Origin of the sequence: Paraburkholderia caffeinitolerans (assembly GCF_902859945.1) — a bacterium.
In the GTDB taxonomy this organism is placed as follows: domain Bacteria; phylum Pseudomonadota; class Gammaproteobacteria; order Burkholderiales; family Burkholderiaceae; genus Paraburkholderia; species Paraburkholderia caffeinitolerans.
Window position 1 is genome coordinate 1 of record NZ_CADIKL010000060.1, and the last position, 16,891, is coordinate 16,891.

The window sequence follows — 16,891 nt, forward strand, 5'->3', positions numbered from 1 at the left end:
TCTGCATCGCCGGCAGAAGCAGCCTCATGTTATCCGCAACCTGTTTCAGGAGAAGCATGTTCGCTACGCAGCTTGATCCAATATACGCACTATTTATTGAACTGGTCAGTATATTGCTTGAGCGGTGCTGCGCGTTCGGGCAAGCCGTTCTGCGCGCAAATCGTCTTCGCGGCTGGAAGGACCTCTTTCGCGCCGACTCCACGCATTGCCCCTAGCCCTTCGACCAAACGTCACTGCCACCCCTCGAGCCGAAGCGTTGCTCGAACGAGTCGCTGCTCCTCTTGCTCAATTTCTCGCAGCGCTGCGCAAACACTGTTTATGTGGTCCGCGGCGGCTTTGCGCGCTCGCTCCGGCAGTTTTCCTACGACAGCGTTATATAAGCGCGCATGTTGACGGTCGATAACACGCTTATGCGGCGCTCGATGGTACAGATTGTTCACCGAAGCAAAAACTGAACTTAGAAGCGGCTCCGTCAACACGTTAAGCGTGTGAACCAGCACTGCGTTATGTGACGCCTCACAAATGGCCAGGTGAAATGCGTGGTCGAGCCTCGCATGAGTCGATGGGCTGACGTCAGGCCCATCCGCCGCAACCATCTCCTCGTATCGACGCGTGATCAGCACGTAGTCGGCTTGTGTTCCACGAAGCGCGGCAAGCCGTGCGGACTCAGCTTCAAGCAGTCCGCGTACTTCATACAATTCATACAGCGTACGAGGTTGCGAACCCAGCAAGTACATGAGCGGCGAATTCTCTGTTTTCCCCGTGAGGCTGGCTACTGTCGAACCACGCCCGTGCACCGTTTCGATAATCCCGCGTGCTCTCAGCAGCTTTAGCCCCTCCCGCAACGCCGTTCTCGACACACCCAGCTTCTCGACCAGGCGACGCTCAGAAGGCAACGACTGCCCTGCCTTGAACACGCCATCAATGACAAGACGCTCAATCTGCTCCGCAACAACGTCTGCGACCTGCCGGGCGGAAGTTTCGTTGACACCGTCGTGAATAGCCATTTTGCCGCCGTCGATAAGTGGTATGACCAGTCAAATTTGCAAAGTCGACTGCCTTACAAGAACACCTCAATTATCCGTGAATATTGGGATTCTTTGAATTCATGGAAATTCCCGCCGCTCAAAAACTGGTATGACCACATGTCATGTCCATCGACAACGCGGGACGACACAGTGAAAATTGGCGCCCAGACACTTGCCGACCGGTCGCTGGGACCCGTCGGACAAGGTGAGGAGATATCCCATGAGCTATCGCTACGACGAAGCAGTCGATGGTCCGCTTGTCACCCATGACAGAACTGCGGTCGTCGCGCAATTACGGCTACGTATCCCGGACCTGACGCTCTTGTATGAAGTCGAGGACTTGCGTCCGTTTGAATGTGATGGGCTCGCTGCGTATCGCACCACCCCACTGCTTGTTGCACTCCCAGAAACAATCGACCAAGTCGAAAAGTTGCTGCGCTATGCACACGAGGCCCGCATCCCGGTGGTGGCGCGTGGCGCCGGCACCGGACTTTCTGGCGGAGCGCTTCCGCTCGAAAAAGGCATCCTGCTCGTGATGGCGCGCTTTAACAGCATCCTCGAAATCGACCCGGAAGCGAGCATTGCACGCGTCCAACCTGGCGTGAGGAATCTGGCCATCTCCCAGGCGGCTGCAAAGTTCGGCCTCTATTACGCCCCGGACCCGTCATCCCAAATCGCATGCTCCATTGGTGGAAACGTCGCTGAAAACGCCGGTGGCGTGCACTGCCTGAAATACGGCCTGACTGTTCACAACATCCTCAAACTCGAAATTCTGACGATGGAAGGTGAATCGGTCACGCTCGGCTCGGATGCACTCGACTCACCGGGGTTTGATTTACTGGCGCTCTTTACGGGTTCTGAAGGGATGCTCGGCATCGTCGTCGAGGTAACGGTCAAGCTGCTGACCAAGCCCCAAAGTGCCCGAGTGCTGCTGGCAAGCTTCGACGACGTTGAGCAAGCTGGCTCAGCCGTTGCCGAAATCATTGCGGCCGGGGTGATTCCTGCCGGGCTCGAGATGATGGACAACCTTGCCATTCGAGCGGCAGAAGACTTCATACACGCCGGGTACCCCGTCGACGCAGCGGCGATTCTCCTGTGCGAGGTAGACGGCGCGCAAAGCGACGTGCTTGAAGACTGCACGAAGGTTGAAGCACTGTTGCGCACCGCAGGCGCGACCGACGTCAGGCTCGCCCGAGATGAAGCCGAGCGGCAGAGGTTCTGGGCGGGCCGCAAAAATGCGTTCCCCGCTGTCGGCCGTATCTCACCCGACTATTACTGTATGGACGGGACAATCCCGCGGCGCGAGTTGCCTGGCGTACTTGCCGGGATTGAGCGACTCTCCGCGGAATATGGGCTGCGCGTGGCAAACGTATTCCACGCAGGGGACGGCAACCTTCATCCCCTGATTCTCTTCGACGCGAACGCCGGCGAAACCGAGCGCGCTGAAGCACTTGGCGGCGCCATCCTGGAACTGTGCGTGAAAGTCGGTGGAAGCATCACGGGCGAACATGGCGTTGGTCGCGAAAAAATCAATCAGATGTGCGCGCAGTTCAATGCCGACGAGTTGAGCCTGTTCCATGCACTCAAGGCTGCGTTCGACCCTAAAGGCCTTCTGAACCCGGGAAAGAACATTCCTACCTTGCATCGATGCGCCGAGTTCGGCTCGATGCACGTCCATCACGGCGCCCTGCCGTTTCCCGAACTGGAGCGATTCTGATGGTGTCTTCCCTGCTTCCAATGGACGACAGCGACCGACTCGTCGATGAAGTCGCTCGCGCCGCATTGACCCGCACCGCTTTGACCATTCGTGGCGGCAATAGCAAAACGCGCCTCGGCCGGCCCGCGCCGCAAGGCGCCATCGAGCTCGACACTCGCAGCCATAGCGGAATCGTTCGCTATGAACCCACGGAATTGGTTATCACAGCACGCTGCGGCACGCCCGTATCCGAGCTTGCGACGGTGCTCGACAAAGCAGGCCAAATGCTTCCGTGTGAACCGCCGGAGTACGACGGCATCGCAACGGTAGGAGGTGCGTTCGCGAGCGGTCTCTCCGGCCCGCGCCGGCCCTGGGCAGGCTCGATGCGTGACTTCGTTCTTGGCTGCCGTCTGATTACCGGGACGGCGAAGCATCTGCGCTTTGGCGGCGAGGTGATGAAGAACGTAGCGGGATATGACATGGCCCGGCTTGCGGCGGGCAGCTTCGGATGCTTTGGCGTAGTGACCGAGGTGTCGCTCAAGGTTCTTCCCAAGCCTCGGGCAGCGCGAAGCATCGTGCTGGATATGAGCGCGAGCGATGCCATGTCGAAACTGTCGAGCTGGCGACGCGGCGCGCTACCGGTCACCGGCGCCTGCCACGTCGATGGTCGCTTTCATGTGCGCCTCGAAGGCGGTGAAGGCTCGGTCGCTTCAGCCATCGACTTGATTGGAGGAGACGACCTCGACCCGGCATTCTGGACCAGGCTGCGCGAACGCCACCTTCCCTTCTTTGACGGTGCAGCCCCACTCTGGCGAGTGTCCCTACCTGCCGCCACGCACTTGATGCCGCTGCCAGGTGAGGTGCTGCTCGACTGGGGGGGTGCGCAACGCTGGCTAAGGAGCGGTGAGTCACCGTCGAAGATTCGTGCAATCGCTCAGGCGGCCGGCGGCCATGCCACTTGCTATTCCCTTCACGCTGAACTCGATGGACTTGAGAGTCCTTTCATGCCGCTTCCCGCGCCGTTGTTGCGCCTGCATCGAGCACTGAAAAGTCAGTTGGACCCTCGCGGCATCTTCAACCCCGGACGAATGTACGCCGACCTCTGACACGAGACACCATGCAAACCAATCTTAGCGAGCAGGCAAAAAAACTCCCTCGGGCAGACGAAGCCGAGTCGATTCTCCGCAGTTGCGTGCACTGTGGCTTCTGCAACGCGACATGTCCCACGTATCAGGTTCTGGGGAACGAACTCGACGGTCCACGTGGACGAATCTATCTCATCAAGCAGTTGCTCGAAGGGGAAGAGGTCACCGAGAAGACGCAGCTTCACCTCGACCGTTGCCTGACCTGCAGAAACTGCGAAACGACCTGTCCGTCCGGTGTGACGTATCACGCCCTGCTGGACATCGGGCGCGCAGAACTCGAGCGCCGAGTGAAGCGTCCGTCCAGCGAACGCGTATTGCGGCATGGGCTTCGGCAAGTCATACCGCGACCGGCCGTGTTCAAAGCGCTGCTGAAAGCTGGCCGTCTCGCGCGCCCGTTGCTGCCCCATTCACTTCAACAGAAAATCCCTTGCGAAGTGGTCGCGCCGAAGACTCGGCCGCCGGCACGACACGCCCGGCGCATGCTGATTCTCGAGGGTTGCGTACAGCCAGCGCTCTCGCCGAACACGAATGCAGCGACTGCACGCGTGCTCGACCGTCTCGGCATCAGCATCGTCGATGCGCCGCGAAGCGGATGCTGTGGGGCCACGGACTACCATCTGAATGCACAGGAAGCCGGGTTCGAACGGGCTCGTCGGAATATCGACGCCTGGTGGCCAGCAATCGCGGCTGGCGCCGAAGCGATTATTCAAACGGCAAGTGGCTGTGGAGCGTTTGTGAAAGAGTACGGTCATCTCTTGCGCAACGACCCACGCTACGCCACGAAGGCTGCGCGTGTTAGCGAGTTGGCACGCGACCTCTCCGAGATATTGAGTGCGGAACCCATTGAGGCGTTGCGTGGCGGCCAACGCGAGCGGATCGCTTTCCACTGCCCTTGCACACTGCAGCATGCTCAAAAACTGGGAGGCGTCGTCGAGGGGTTGCTGGAAAGACTTGGCTACGAACTGACCCATGTGCCCGACGGCCATCTTTGCTGCGGCTCAGCAGGGACATACTCGATTACGCAGCCGGAACTCTCGACTGCATTACGCGACCGAAAACTTGACGCGCTCGAAAGCGGCAACCCTGAACTCATCGTGACGGCGAATATTGGATGCCAATCTCATCTCGATGGCGCTGGCCGGACTCGCGTTCGACACTGGATTGAACTGGTTGAAAACGCTGTTCCCTGATGGGGGAGCAGGCCACATTCCGCTTACGCGTCACCGAAGCGCCCTCACCCCGCCTGCTTGAGCCGCCGATTCCGCCTCGCCCGCCGCGCCAGCATGTTCATGCCTTCGACGAACGCGGAGAACGCCATCGCCGCGTAGATATAGCCTTTGGGAACATGCGAGCCGAAACCATCGGCGATCAGCGTCATGCCGATCACCAGTAGAAAACTCAGCGCCAGCATGACGATGGTCGGATTGAGTTCGATGAATCGTGTCAGCGGCCCAGCCGCGAACAGCATCGCTGCAACCGCCACGATCACCGCGATATACATGATGGCCACGTGCTGGGTCATGCCGACCGCGGTCACGATGCTGTCGACGGAAAACACGAGGTCGAGCAGCAGGATCTGACCGATCGCTGCACGCACCGTGAGGCCGGCCGGCGCGCCGCCACTCGATTCGTCGTCTTCGTCATGAGAGACGCTGTGATGAATTTCCTTCGTCGCTTTCCAGACGAGGAAAAGCCCCCCGCCGATCAGCACGAGATCGCGCCACGAAAAATCATGATCGAACAGCGACACCGCTGGCTGGGTCAGTTGCGCAATCCACGCCACGGCGCCAAGCAACGCGAGGCGCAACACGAGCGCGAGCCCGATGCCGATCCGCTGGGTGCGGGTTCGATGCTCCGGCGGCAGCTTGTTGCTGAGAATCGCGATGAAGACGAGGTTGTCGACGCCGAGCACGACCTCCATGACCACGAGTGTCACAAGAGCCGCCCAAGCTGAGGGGTCCGAGAACAGTGCAGCGAGGTCTTCCATGCGCGGGGAGCCGTCCAGGGTAGCGGAGAGATCGATTCAACGGCCGTACGGCCAACGCGAGTATGTGGAGCATTTTGCAACCGCACAATGGGACCAAAGTCGTACTTTTCCGGTGCTTCAACACCGATTATGTCCGTGCCACAATTTCCCGACGCTTACATGCCCATGACATCGTATGCTTATCGATCACAGCACCCTGGCGGTCGTCCGACTGGCCGACGACTGTAACGCTGGGTGAGCGATGCGCCAGCAACGGGAGTCCTTCATGCCGGGTAGATCGGCCAGGTCGGCGCGGCGCCTGGCCTGTGCTTCCTTTCTCGCGGTTCTGCTGCCTGGCCAGTCGTATGCCCAGACGGCCCCTGTCCAGTTGCCGGCTAACACCGTCGTTGGCGGCAATGTGAAACAGCACGCCGACGCGGTGCTCGCCATCATGAGCTACACGACCGTTCCCGACGTCACGACCAGCAACCTCTCGGTCAACAGCGGCGCCACCGGGAACCCGGGCTTCGGCCAGACGCAGTTCGGCGGGGGCTTCACGCTCAGCAAGTCGTTTCCGCTGTATCTGGAAGGCACGCTCGCCTACAGCCGCTACGACCCGGTCTTCATCGCGACCGATGGCGCCCAGCAGCGCGCGATACCCACCAAATGGAACACCTTCAGCGGCACGGTCGGCATTGGCTGGGACTTCCGGATCGCCGACGAGCTGGTGTTCCGGCCGATCCTGAACGGCACGCTCGGGCGCGTTTCCAGCGATCTGAAAGTCGGACAGACGATCTTCAATCACGTCACCGACCGCAACCTCGAGTTTCTGCAGAATGGCTCGCTCGATGCGTACGGCTATGGCGGCTCGCTGATGCTCGATTACGAGCACTATCGCGAGAATTATGAAATCGACGCTGAGTTACGGGCCACCGATATCTACCTGCGCAGTTTCGGCGGCACGTCAGCGGCCGTTCAGGGTTCGGCGATGGCGCAGCAGGTAAGCCTGTGGACCCGCTGGCGCGCGCCGACCGGCTGGCATGCGCTGGACCGGCCAATCCGCTATGTGCTCGAAGGCGCCTACTCGCACTACTTCGGCGACAGCGCCGGCGTACTGGGCTTCAACGACCTCACGTCGCTGGGCGTGGGGCTCGAGCTCGACAGCAGCAAGTACCCCATCATCATCACCCGCACCCGCGCGATGGTGCGCTATGTGTTCGGACACAACGTGCACGGCGTTTCATTCGGATTCGCGATGAGCTTTTGACCGATGCACTTTTGATTCGGTCAAGGATATGAGACTAAAGTCCGATTGCCTCGCCCCGGTGTCGATCAGATAGTGAAGGATCGCCAATTGAGCAAGCAAGGCTTCCGCAACAGGAGAAAAAAATGCTCACTCCGCTTGCACAACGGGTCTTGTCCAGAGAGCTGCTCGATGTCCTGATTCGCGCCGGCCTCGTGGCTGTGCTCGTCATATTCTGTTACCGGATCTTCCGGCCGTTCTTCGACCTCATGGTGTGGGCGCTGATCCTCGCCGTCACGCTCTATCCGCTCCAGCTCAGGCTGCGCCGCAGGTTCGCCAATCGCGACGGCCTGATTGCGACGCTGATCGTGCTGGTCGCCTTCGTGGTCATTCTCGTGCCGACCTATATGCTGGTCGTGGCGCTCGCCGACTCGATCGAGCACGCGATAGCCGTGTTCAAGACCGGCAACGTGCGCATTCCGCCGCCCGCCGATTCGGTCGCCAGCTGGCCGCTGGTTGGCAAAACGGTGTACGCGAGCTGGCTCCAGGCCTCCACCGACCTCACCGGCCTCGCGCAGCGGTTCACCCCGCAAATCAAGGAGGCGGGTCGCGCCCTGCTAGGCACGGCGACCGGCCTGGGCGCGGCGCTGCTGGTCTTCTTCGCGTCCCTGATCGTCGCGGGCATTCTGATGGCGTATGGCGAAATGGGGCACAACAGCGCCGTGCGCATCGCCACGCGCATCTTCGGCCCGGGCAATGGCCCCAAAGTGGCCGAGCTGTGCACGGCCACCATTCGCGCGGTGGCCCAGGGGGTCGTCGGCATCGCGTTCATCCAGATGCTGCTGATCGGCATCGCGTTCATCGTCATGGGCATTCCCGGCGCCGGCCTGCTCGCGCTCGCCGTGCTGCTGATCGGCATCATGCAACTGCCCGCGACGCTGATTACCGTGCCCGTCATCATCTTCGTGATCGCCACCGAGGGCGCGAACACGGCCACGATCATCTTCTCCGTCTATGTCTTTATCGCAGGCCTGGCCGACAACGTGCTCAAGCCCTTGCTGCTCGGCCGGGGCGTCGCGGTGCCGATGCCCGTGATACTGATCGGCGCGCTCGGCGGCATGGTGACGGGCGGCGTGATTGGCCTGTTCATCGGTCCCGTGCTGCTCTCGGTCGGCTATCAGCTGTTCTGGCGCTGGGTGGAACAGCCCCAGGCAGAGGCACAGGCAGGGTCCCAGCAGGCTCAGGATTAGCCGCAGCCTTGAAACTGGGAGCCGTGTTACCCGTCATGCGCCCGATCACGATGGCGATGCTGCTAGGGATGAGTTGCCTGAGCGCCTGCATGCGCGTGGGGCCGGACTTCAAGCCTCAGCACGAAGCCTGGAGCGAGCACTGGACCAGCGCATCGATCGAGCAGGTCACGCAGCAGGTCACGCAGCAAGCCGCCGAGCCCGACGTCCGCCAATGGTGGCTGATTTTCGGCGACCGGAATCTCGAAAGCCTGATGGATGCCGCCGACGCCAACAACGGCGACATCAAGATAGCCGGCCTGCGCGTGCTCGAGGCCCGCGCCCAGCTCGGCATCGCGCTCGCGGGGCGCTACCCGCAGGTGCAGCAGGTCAACGGCGACGTGTTCGCCTCGGCGCGCAAGCGCTCGGACGGCTTCAACCCGCGCTCTGGCGTCTACGCACAGTACGGCGCGGGCTTCAGCGTCGGCTGGGAACTCGACTTCTGGGGGCGTTTCGCGCGCGCCATCGAGTCGGCCGACGCCAACTTCTTCGCGGCGCAAGCCAACCGCGAGGCCGCGCTCGTGCTGTTGCACGCGCAGCTTGCCGATACGTATTTCACGCTGCGCACGGCCGAGGCCCGGCTGCGCATCGCGCGCGAGAACGCGCAGTTGCAAAAGCGCAGCTACGAGATCACGGAGAAACTGTTCAAGAGCGGCGAGACCGATGAACTGGATCTGCAGCAGGCGAAAACGCAGTACCTCGGCACCTTGAGCAGCATCCCCGATCTCGAAAGCCAGATCGAGCTCTCGCGTCACGCGCTATCCGTGCTGACGGGCCGGCCGCCCGGCCCGCTGCCGGAACTCGACGAGCAGCCTGGCAAGGAAGGCGTGGTCCCGCTCGTGAGCCGCGCCGTGCTGAGCGATGTGCCGGCCGATCTGCTGTTGCGCCGCCCCGATGTGCGCGCGGCCGAGTATCAGATGGCTGCCCAGTCGGCGCAAATTGGCGTGGCCGAGGCCGACTTCTATCCGTCGGTGTCGCTGCTGGGTTCGCTGTCGTGGAGCGCGAGCTCGCTCACGGGCTCGCCGAACACGCTGGGCGTGCTAATAGGCCCGAGCGTGACCTGGAACGTGTTCGATCACGGCCGGATCACCAACAACGTGCGCGTGCAGGACGCGCGGCTCCAACAGTTGACGCTCGCCTACCAGAACACCGTGCGCGAGGCGGCGCGCGAAGCCGACGACGCCGCCACGTCGCTGATCGCCGCGCTGCGGCGCGAAACCATCCTGAACGACGCGCAAACGGCCGCGCGGCGTTCGCTCACGCTCGCCAACACGATCTACCGCGAAGGCTATTCGGACTTCCAGCGCGTGCTCGATGCGCAGCGCGCCCTGTTCACCCAGCAGGACGCCTACATCGTCAACCGCAGCAATGCCGTGGGCAGTCTGATCGCGCTTTACAAGGCGCTCGGGGGCGGCTGGTACACGGCGCAGCCGCTCGTCGACGCCGCGACCCGCGCGCAAATGCAACAGCGCACCGACTGGGGCGATCTGATCGACGATGCGAGCGCCGCTTCTGCGCCTGCTGCAGTCGGCCCTGCAGTCGCCCCCGCAGCCACCGCTGCCCCCACCGCTCCCGCCCAAGGTGCGTCCCGATGAGCCCTGCAAACGACAGCCCCGAATCCCCGCAAGCCGCGCAGGCACAGGAGCCGGCCGCCGAACCCTCGGGCAAGGCGCTGAAGTGGATCGTCCGGCTGATCGTCGTGAGCCTGATCTGGTATCTGCTCGCCGACCGCTTCACGCCCTATACGCAGCAGGCGCGCGTGCAGGCCTTCGTCGTGCCGGTGGCCGCCGAAGTGGCGGGACGCATCACGCGCGTGGCCGTGCACAACAACCAGGAGGTCAAGGCCGGCGATGTGCTGTTCGAAATCGACGGCGACCAATACCGTGTCGCCGTCGACCGGGCGCGCGCCGACTACGAGACCACGCGCCGCCAGGTTGGCGCGAGCACGGCCGGCATCGATTCGGCGCTGGCCTCGTTGCGGGCGGCGCTCGCGAACGAAGTCAAGGCGCGCCAGGACAGGGATCGCCTCGAGCGGCTCTACCGCGAAGACGAAGGCACCGTTTCGCTGCGCCGCATCGAGGTCGCACGCGCCACGCACGAGCAGGCCCAGAGCCAGGTGGAGGCCGCGCGCGCCGAAGTGGAGCGCGCCCGCGAACAACAAGGCGGCAGCGAAGCGCAGAACGCGCAGTTGCGCAGCGCGGCCGCGGCCGTGAAGAAAGCGGAACTCGATCTGGCCGATACGCGGATCAAGGCCCGCACGGGCGGCGTGATCACCGATCTGCGCGCGGAAGTGGGCCAGTTCGCGGCGGCCGGCAGTCCGGTGATGACGCTGATTGCGATCCGCGATGTCTGGATCAGCGCCGACATGACCGAGAACAATCTCGGCCATCTACGGCCCGGCACGCCGGTGGAAATCTCGCTGGACGCGCTGCCGGGCGAAGTCTTCCACGGCAAGATCCGCAGCATCGGCTATGGCGTGAGCACGGGGCAGAGCACGCCGCCCGGCAGCCTGCCTACCGTGCAGAACAGCCGCGACTGGCTGCGGCCCGCGCAACGCTTTCCGGTGATCGTCGAGTTCGACCCGAATGAGCGCACGCGTCTGCACGACATGCGCGTGGGCGGCCAGGCCGAGGTGATGGCGTTCCCCACCCAGACCAATCCGCTCAATCCGCTGGGCCACGTGTTCGTGCGCGTGATGAGCTGGGTCTCGTACATTTACTGACCATGCACTGACCATGTCGACGGCCAACCGGCTCCAGCTTCCCGGCCTCCGTGCGCTGCGCCTCGCCACCGGCACGGCGCTGTGCCTCGCGATCAGTTTCGCGCTGGATTTCCCGATTCCCGTGGTCGGGCCGGTGTTCGCCGTGTTTCTGCTCGCGACCCAAACCCGGCCGTTGTCGCTCAAGACCGGCACGATACTCGTGCTGGTCGTGGCGTCCACCACCGGCAGCGGCCTGCTGCTGGTGCCGCTGCTGCGTCACTACGCGTTCGCGGGCGTGCTGATCGTGGCCGTCCTGCTCTTTCTCGCCTTTCATTACGGGCTGCGCGGCGGCAACAATCTGGTCGCCACATTTCTGGTGGCGGGACTAACGATGATTTCCGCCGCGGGCACGAGCGACTTCCAACTGGCCGTGACGGTGATCGGCGCGCTGGCGAAGGGGCTGCTGCTAGCCGTGCTGGTGTCGGCGCTCACGCACCGCCTGCTCCCCGAACCCGCGGACGCGCCGCGCGCGCCGGCCGCGCGCGCGCTGCCCGACGCTCAGGCGAGGCGCATTGCACTGCGCGCCGCGCTCGTGGTGATGCCGGCCTATCTTCTTGCGATGACCGATCCGGCCAGCTACATGCCGATCATCATGAAGTCCGTCAGCCTCGGCAGGCAAAGCTGCACCACGACGGCCCGCCATGCGGCGCGCGATCTGATCGGCTCGACGCTGCTGGGCGGCGTGCTCGCGATCGCGTTCTGGTTCTCGCTCAGGCTCTTTGTGCACCTGTGGATGTTTTTCCTGTGGATGGCGCTGTTCGGCTTGTTGGTGGGCCGCAAGTTGTATCGCCTCAGCCCGACGCGCTACTCGCCGGGATTCTGGCTGAACAGCCTCGTCACCATGATCATTCTGCTCGGGCAGTCGGTGCAGGACAGCGTAGCCGGCAAGGACGTGTACACCGCCTTCGCGGTGCGCATGGGGCTCTTTCTGGTCGTCACGGTCTATGCATGCCTGATGCTCCTGCTCTTCGAGCAACGGCGCGGCGCGGGCTGAGGAGCCGCGCGGTCCGGTGGCGCTATCCTCCCGTGGCGCCCGAGGCGCTCGCCACATCCGCCGCGTGCCCCTGCTGCGCTTGCGGCGCCTGGGTTGCCGATGCGGGATTCGCGGGCGCCGGCGTCGTCATGCGTTCGGCCTGCGTCACCCAGCCTCCGCCCATCGTCTTGTAGAGGCTGACGTAATACGTCAGCACGGCGGCCTCGGTTTGCGTATAGGTAAGCTGCGCGTTGAAAAGACTGCGCTCGGCGTCGAGCACCTCGATATAGCTCGTGTAGCCGCCCTCATAACGCTTGCGCGCGAGCCGCGCATAGGTCGTCAAGGCTTCGACCTGCCGGCCCTGGGCGACCAGTTGAGTCTGCGTCTTCTGCAGCGCGATCAGCGAATCCTCGACTTGCTGGAACGCCGTCTGCACCGCCTGAAGATACGTATAGAGCGCTTCCTGCTCACGCGCTTCGGCCAGATGGACCTGCCCGGTAATGTTGCCGCCGGTGAAAATCGGCTGCGTGATCGCGCCGCCCACCGACCAGATATAGGCCGGCCCGGTGAGCAAGCTCGAAAACACCGTACTGGCCGCGCCGATCAGCCCCGACACCGAGATGGTCGGAAAGTACAGCGCGCGCGCCGCGCCGATCTGCGCATTCTGCGCGATCAGGCTCTGTTCCGCCGCCAGCAGATCGGGACGCCGGACCAGCAGGTCCGACGGCACGCCGGCGGGCACGGCCGGCAACTCGATCGACTGCAGGTCGCGCCCGCGCGGGATCGGGCCGGGGTTCTGCGCGAGCAGCACGGAGAGCGCATCCTCCTGCTGGGCAATCTGCATCTCGATCACAGGAATCGTGGCGAGCGCGGCTTCGTATTCGGACTGGCTTTGCGCCAGTTCCATTTGCGACACTTCCCCGTGCTTGAAGCGCAGCGAGAACACGCGCACCGACTCGGCGCGGCTCGTGGCCGTGGCCTGCGCAATCTCGAGCTGCCGGTCGAGGCTGCGCAGATTGAAGTACGACACCGCCACCGAAACCACCAGCGTGAGGATGGTGTCGCGCCGCCCTTCCACGGTCGCCGCGAGTTCGGCGCGCGCGGCCTCGGTCAGGCGGCGCGTGCGGCCGAACAGGTCGATGTTCATCGACGCGGCCAGCGTTGGCGAAAACAGGTTGTAGACCGGATCGACGTTCGCGGGCAGCGGCACGCCGCCCAGCGACGACGAGCGCTGGCGCGACGCGCTGAAGCCCGCGCCCACCTGCGGATAGAACGCCGAACGCGTGATCTGCAACTGCGCGGCGAATTCGTCGATGCGGGCGGCGGCGATCTTCACGTCGCGATTGCGTTCGAGCGCCGTGCTGATCAGTTGATCGAGCACCGGGTCCTGGAATTGTTCCCACCACACCGTGTTCGCCACGTCGGCGACTTCGCCGCTCGCGAACCGGTAGGTCGCGGGCACCTCGACGTTCGGGCGCACGTAGTTCGGGCCTGGCAGACAAGCGCTCAGGGTGAATACCAGCAACGGCGAGAGCCGGCGCACCAGGGTGGACAAACGGGCGGGCGCGCGCATCTCAGCGACCCTCGCGCGGTGCGGAAGGCGTGCCCTCGGGCGCCCCGCCCCCGCCTGCGGCCGGACCACCCGCGTCCGGCTTGGCCGCCCCCTTGTTCTTGCGCGACGACAGCGTTTCGAGCAGGTAGTAGAACATCGGGATGAAGAACACGGCGATCACGGTCGCGCCGAGCATGCCGCCGATCACGCCCGTGCCGATCGAGTGGCGGCTGTTGGCCGATGCCCCCGTGGCGATGGCGAGCGGCACGCAGCCAAGAATGAACGCGAGCGAGGTCATGACGATCGGCCTCAAGCGCTCTTCGGACGCCACGATGGTTGCGTCGAGCACCGACGCGCCCCCCTCGCGGTTCATCACCGCGAACTCGAAGATGAGAATCGCGTTCTTCGCAGCCAGCGCAACCAGCATGGTGAGCCCGATCTGGAAGTAAATGTCGTTCTCCAACCCGCGCAACAGGATGGCGAGCAACGCGCCGAACAGCGCGAACGGCACCGCCATCAGCACGCCAACCGGCAGCGACCATTTTTCGTACTGCGCCGCGAGAATCAGGAACACCATCACGAGGCCGAACACGAACACCGCACCCGAGGTCCCGCCCGATTTGCGCGCTTCATACGCCTCGCCGCTCCATGCGACGCCGAACCCGTTCGGCATCTGCGCCGCGATTTCCTCCAGCGCCGCAATCACCTGCCCCGAACTGTATCCAGGCGCGGCATTGGCCGTGACCAGCACCGCGGGGAAGTTGTTGAAGCGCGTGAGCAAGTCCGGTCCCGTCACGTAGCGGTAATTCGCCACGGCGCGCAGCGGCACCATCGTGTTGGTCTTGCTTCGCACATAGATGCGGTCCAGATCGTCGGGTCTCAGGCGGGTGCTCGGATCGGCCTGCAGAATCACCTGCCATAGCCGGCTCGATCGATTGAACTGCGACACATACAGCGAACCGAACATGGTCTGCATTGCGCTGTACACATCCTCCACCGGCACGCCGAGCGTTTCGGAGCGCTCGCGGTCGACGTCGACGAGCAGTTGCTGCGAATTGGGATTGAACGTGGTCGTGACGCGCGCGAGTTCGGGCCGTTGGCGCGCCCGCGCGATGAACTGGCGCACCACTTCCGCCAGTTGCGCGATGGTCGCGTCGCCTTTGCTCTGAATCCACACCTCGGTGCCGCCCGTGGTGCCCAGACCCGGGATCGAAGGCGGGTTGACCGGAATGACGACCCCCTCCTTGATGGTCGACAGCGCCTTGTACGCATTGACCAGCACCGCGCGCGCATTTTGTTCCTTCGCGTGCCCGCCCGAGTAGCGTTCGTCGAAACCCTTGAGCCCGACGAAGAAGGTGCTCGCGTTGTTCTTGTTCTGCACGTCGAGCAGGCTGTAGCCGTCGACGGTGGCAATGCCGCTCACGGCATCCTGCTTCATGAAGTACGCCGCCACCTTGTCCGAGACCTCCGCCGTGCGGTCGAGACTCGCGGCATCGGGCATCGTCACCGCGCCGAGCAGGTAGCCCTGGTCCTCGGGCGGCAGGAAGGCGGACGGAACGGCCTTCATCATCAGGACCGAGACGACGATCATGCCCGCGAACAACACGAGCGAGAGCACCCAGCGCCGGATGACCTTGTGGACGGTGCTGACGTACCCCTTCGTCATGCGTCCGAACGCGTTCTCGAACCAGCGGAAGAAGCCTTTCTTCTCCTTATGGCTGTGCTTGAGCAGCAGCGATGCGAGCGCGGGCGACAAGGTCAGCGCGACGATGCCCGAAATCACCACGGAAATGGCGATGGTGATGGCGAACTGCTTGTACAACTGCCCGGTGATCCCGCTCACGAACGCGACCGGAATGAACACGGCGCACAGCACCAGCACGATGGCGACGACCGGCCCGGCCACCTCGTCCATGGCGCGCTTGGCGGCGGTCTTTGGATCGAGCTTGTGGACCGTCATGTTGCGCTCGACGTTTTCGATCACGACGATGGCGTCGTCCACCACGATGCCGATCGCCAGCACCATGCCGAATAGTGTCAGCATGTTGATCGAAAACCCGAGCAGCGCCATGCCCATCGCCGTGCCGACGATCGACACCGGCACCGCGATAACCGGAATCAGCGTCGCGCGCAGACTTTGCAGGAACACGTACACGACGATCACGACCAGCACCAGCGCTTCAAAGAAGGTGTGCACCACGTCCGAAATCGAAGCGCGCGTGAACTCGGTCGTGTCCATCGCGATCTTGTAGTCGAGCCCCTCGGGGAACGACTGCTTGAGTTCTGCGAGCGTCGCGTTCACCTGTTTCGACACGTCGAGCGCATTCGCACCCGGCTGCTGATAGACCGCGATGATGGTGGCCGGCTTGCCCTGGTAGCGGCTGCGGATCGAGTAGTCCTTCTGCCCGAGTTCCGCCCGGCCCACGTCCTTCAGCCGCACGATCGCCGCACCCTCGCTGGCCGCGCGCAGAATGATGTTATCGAACTCCGAGGGCTGCGCGAGCCGGCCCGGCGTGGTCACGGCGAACGACTGCTCGACGGGCGAGCCGGTTGGCGACTGGCCGATACGCCCCACCGCGAATTGCTGGTTCTGGTTCTGCACCGCCCGTTGCACGTCGGCCACCGTGATGCCCAGTTGCGCCATGCGGTCGGGCTTCAGCCAGACGCGCATCGCGTAGTCCGGCGTGCCGAAGATGCTCGACTGGTTCGCGCCCGGTATGCGCTTGAGCGCATCGAGCACATAGATGTTCGCGTAGTTCGCAATATAAGTGCTGTCGTAGCGCTCATCGGGCGAATAGATCGCGATCACCATCATGAACGCCGACGACTTCTTCTGCACCTGCACGCCCTGCGACTGAACCGACTGCGGCAGTTGCGGCAGCGCGAGATTGACGCGGTTCTGCACGTCGACCTGCGCGAGCTGCGGGTTGGTGCCGATCTCGAAGAAGGCGTTGATCGTCAGATTGCCAGTCGATGAACTCGACGAGTTCATGTAAATCATGTTGTCGGCGCCGTTCACCTGCTGCTCGATCGGTGCGGCAACGTTGTTGGCGACCACCTCCGCGCTCGCCCCTGGATACGTCGCGCTGATCGTGATCTGCGGCGGCGTGATGTCCGGATACTGGGCGACCGGCAGCGCCAGCATGGTCAGCGCGCCACCCAGCGTGATGACGATGGAGATGACCGAAGCGAAGATCGGCCGGTCGATGCAGAAGTGGGAGATGCTCATCGACGCGTCCCG

At 63.5% G+C, this 16,891-nt stretch carries 12 protein-coding genes; 8 read left to right on the plus strand and 4 right to left on the minus strand.

The window, feature by feature from the left end:
• Window positions 1-230: 230 nt before the first annotated feature.
• Window positions 231-1,007 (minus strand): transcriptional regulator GlcC, encoded by a 777-nt coding sequence (glcC, locus tag HV773_RS34055; protein ID WP_175198231.1) that lies wholly within the window; start codon window positions 1,005-1,007, stop codon window positions 231-233.
• Between the two features lie 241 nt (window positions 1,008-1,248).
• Here glcC and glcD point away from each other — a divergent pair, with 241 nt between their 5' ends.
• The 3 genes from glcD to glcF are packed head-to-tail and all read left to right on the plus strand — an operon-like array spanning window position 1,249 to window position 5,059.
• The gene (gene glcD, locus HV773_RS34060; protein ID WP_175198232.1) at window positions 1,249-2,745 is read left to right on the plus strand and encodes a glycolate oxidase subunit GlcD; all 1,497 of its coding nucleotides are present in this window, start codon (window positions 1,249-1,251) and stop codon (window positions 2,743-2,745) included.
• Window positions 2,745-3,830, plus strand: coding sequence for a glycolate oxidase subunit GlcE (gene glcE / locus HV773_RS34065; RefSeq protein WP_175198233.1), 1,086 nt, complete (start codon window positions 2,745-2,747; stop codon window positions 3,828-3,830). The genes glcD and glcE overlap by 1 nt, the downstream gene beginning before the upstream one ends.
• A gap of 11 nt (window positions 3,831-3,841) precedes the next feature.
• Window positions 3,842-5,059 (plus strand): glycolate oxidase subunit GlcF, encoded by a 1,218-nt coding sequence (gene glcF / locus HV773_RS34070; protein WP_175198234.1) that lies wholly within the window; start codon window positions 3,842-3,844, stop codon window positions 5,057-5,059.
• A gap of 44 nt (window positions 5,060-5,103) precedes the next feature.
• Here the strand turns inward: glcF and HV773_RS34075 are convergent, their stop codons facing one another.
• A complete protein-coding gene (locus HV773_RS34075) occupies window positions 5,104-5,856 on the minus strand; it encodes a TerC family protein (RefSeq protein WP_175198235.1) in 753 nt (250 codons plus the stop codon).
• Window positions 5,857-6,121: 265 nt separating this feature from the next.
• On the opposite strand from HV773_RS34075, the gene HV773_RS34080 reads away from it, so the two are divergent.
• The 5 genes from HV773_RS34080 (at window position 6,122) to HV773_RS34100 (ending at window position 12,119) form a co-directional block, all read left to right on the plus strand.
• On the plus strand, window positions 6,122-7,102 hold the full coding sequence (locus HV773_RS34080) for a hypothetical protein (protein WP_175198236.1): 981 nt from the start codon (window positions 6,122-6,124) through the stop codon (window positions 7,100-7,102).
• A 122-nt stretch (window positions 7,103-7,224) separates the two neighbouring features.
• Entirely contained in the window at window positions 7,225-8,328 is a 1,104-nt protein-coding gene (locus HV773_RS34085) for an AI-2E family transporter (RefSeq protein ID WP_175198237.1), read from the plus strand.
• A 35-nt stretch (window positions 8,329-8,363) separates the two neighbouring features.
• Window positions 8,364-9,959: an efflux transporter outer membrane subunit gene (locus HV773_RS34090; RefSeq protein WP_175198254.1), complete on the plus strand. Its 1,596-nt coding sequence runs from the start codon at window positions 8,364-8,366 to the stop codon at window positions 9,957-9,959.
• Window positions 9,956-11,086, plus strand: a complete 1,131-nt coding sequence (locus HV773_RS34095) for an HlyD family secretion protein (RefSeq protein WP_175198238.1) — start codon at window positions 9,956-9,958, stop codon at window positions 11,084-11,086. Before HV773_RS34090 ends, HV773_RS34095 begins: the two co-directional genes overlap by 4 nt.
• Before the next feature lie 13 nt (window positions 11,087-11,099).
• On the plus strand, window positions 11,100-12,119 hold the full coding sequence (locus HV773_RS34100) for a DUF2955 domain-containing protein (protein ID WP_175198239.1): 1,020 nt from the start codon (window positions 11,100-11,102) through the stop codon (window positions 12,117-12,119).
• Between the two features lie 22 nt (window positions 12,120-12,141).
• On the opposite strand, the gene HV773_RS34105 is transcribed toward HV773_RS34100, so the two are convergent.
• A complete protein-coding gene (locus HV773_RS34105) occupies window positions 12,142-13,671 on the minus strand; it encodes an efflux transporter outer membrane subunit (RefSeq protein ID WP_175198240.1) in 1,530 nt (509 codons plus the stop codon).
• A gap of 1 nt (window position 13,672) precedes the next feature.
• Window positions 13,673-16,879 (minus strand): efflux RND transporter permease subunit, encoded by a 3,207-nt coding sequence (locus tag HV773_RS34110; RefSeq protein WP_175198241.1) that lies wholly within the window; start codon window positions 16,877-16,879, stop codon window positions 13,673-13,675.
• Window positions 16,880-16,891: the final 12 nt, after the last annotated feature.

Bases quoted from the DNA above. Each gene is read 5' to 3' on its own strand.
- glcC (WP_175198231.1), bottom strand. From the start codon at position 1,007: ATGGCTATTCACGACGGTGTCAACGAAACTTCCGCCCGGCAGGTCGCA.
- glcD (WP_175198232.1), top strand. From the start codon at position 1,249: ATGAGCTATCGCTACGACGAAGCAGTCGATGGTCCGCTTGTCACCCAT.
- glcE (WP_175198233.1), top strand. From the start codon at position 2,745: ATGGTGTCTTCCCTGCTTCCAATGGACGACAGCGACCGACTCGTCGAT.
- glcF (WP_175198234.1), top strand. From the start codon at position 3,842: ATGCAAACCAATCTTAGCGAGCAGGCAAAAAAACTCCCTCGGGCAGAC.
- HV773_RS34075 (WP_175198235.1), bottom strand. From the start codon at position 5,856: ATGGAAGACCTCGCTGCACTGTTCTCGGACCCCTCAGCTTGGGCGGCT.
- HV773_RS34080 (WP_175198236.1), top strand. From the start codon at position 6,122: ATGCCGGGTAGATCGGCCAGGTCGGCGCGGCGCCTGGCCTGTGCTTCC.
- HV773_RS34085 (WP_175198237.1), top strand. From the start codon at position 7,225: ATGCTCACTCCGCTTGCACAACGGGTCTTGTCCAGAGAGCTGCTCGAT.
- HV773_RS34090 (WP_175198254.1), top strand. From the start codon at position 8,364: ATGCGCCCGATCACGATGGCGATGCTGCTAGGGATGAGTTGCCTGAGC.
- HV773_RS34095 (WP_175198238.1), top strand. From the start codon at position 9,956: ATGAGCCCTGCAAACGACAGCCCCGAATCCCCGCAAGCCGCGCAGGCA.
- HV773_RS34100 (WP_175198239.1), top strand. From the start codon at position 11,100: ATGTCGACGGCCAACCGGCTCCAGCTTCCCGGCCTCCGTGCGCTGCGC.
- HV773_RS34105 (WP_175198240.1), bottom strand. From the start codon at position 13,671: ATGCGCGCGCCCGCCCGTTTGTCCACCCTGGTGCGCCGGCTCTCGCCG.
- HV773_RS34110 (WP_175198241.1), bottom strand. From the start codon at position 16,879: ATGAGCATCTCCCACTTCTGCATCGACCGGCCGATCTTCGCTTCGGTC.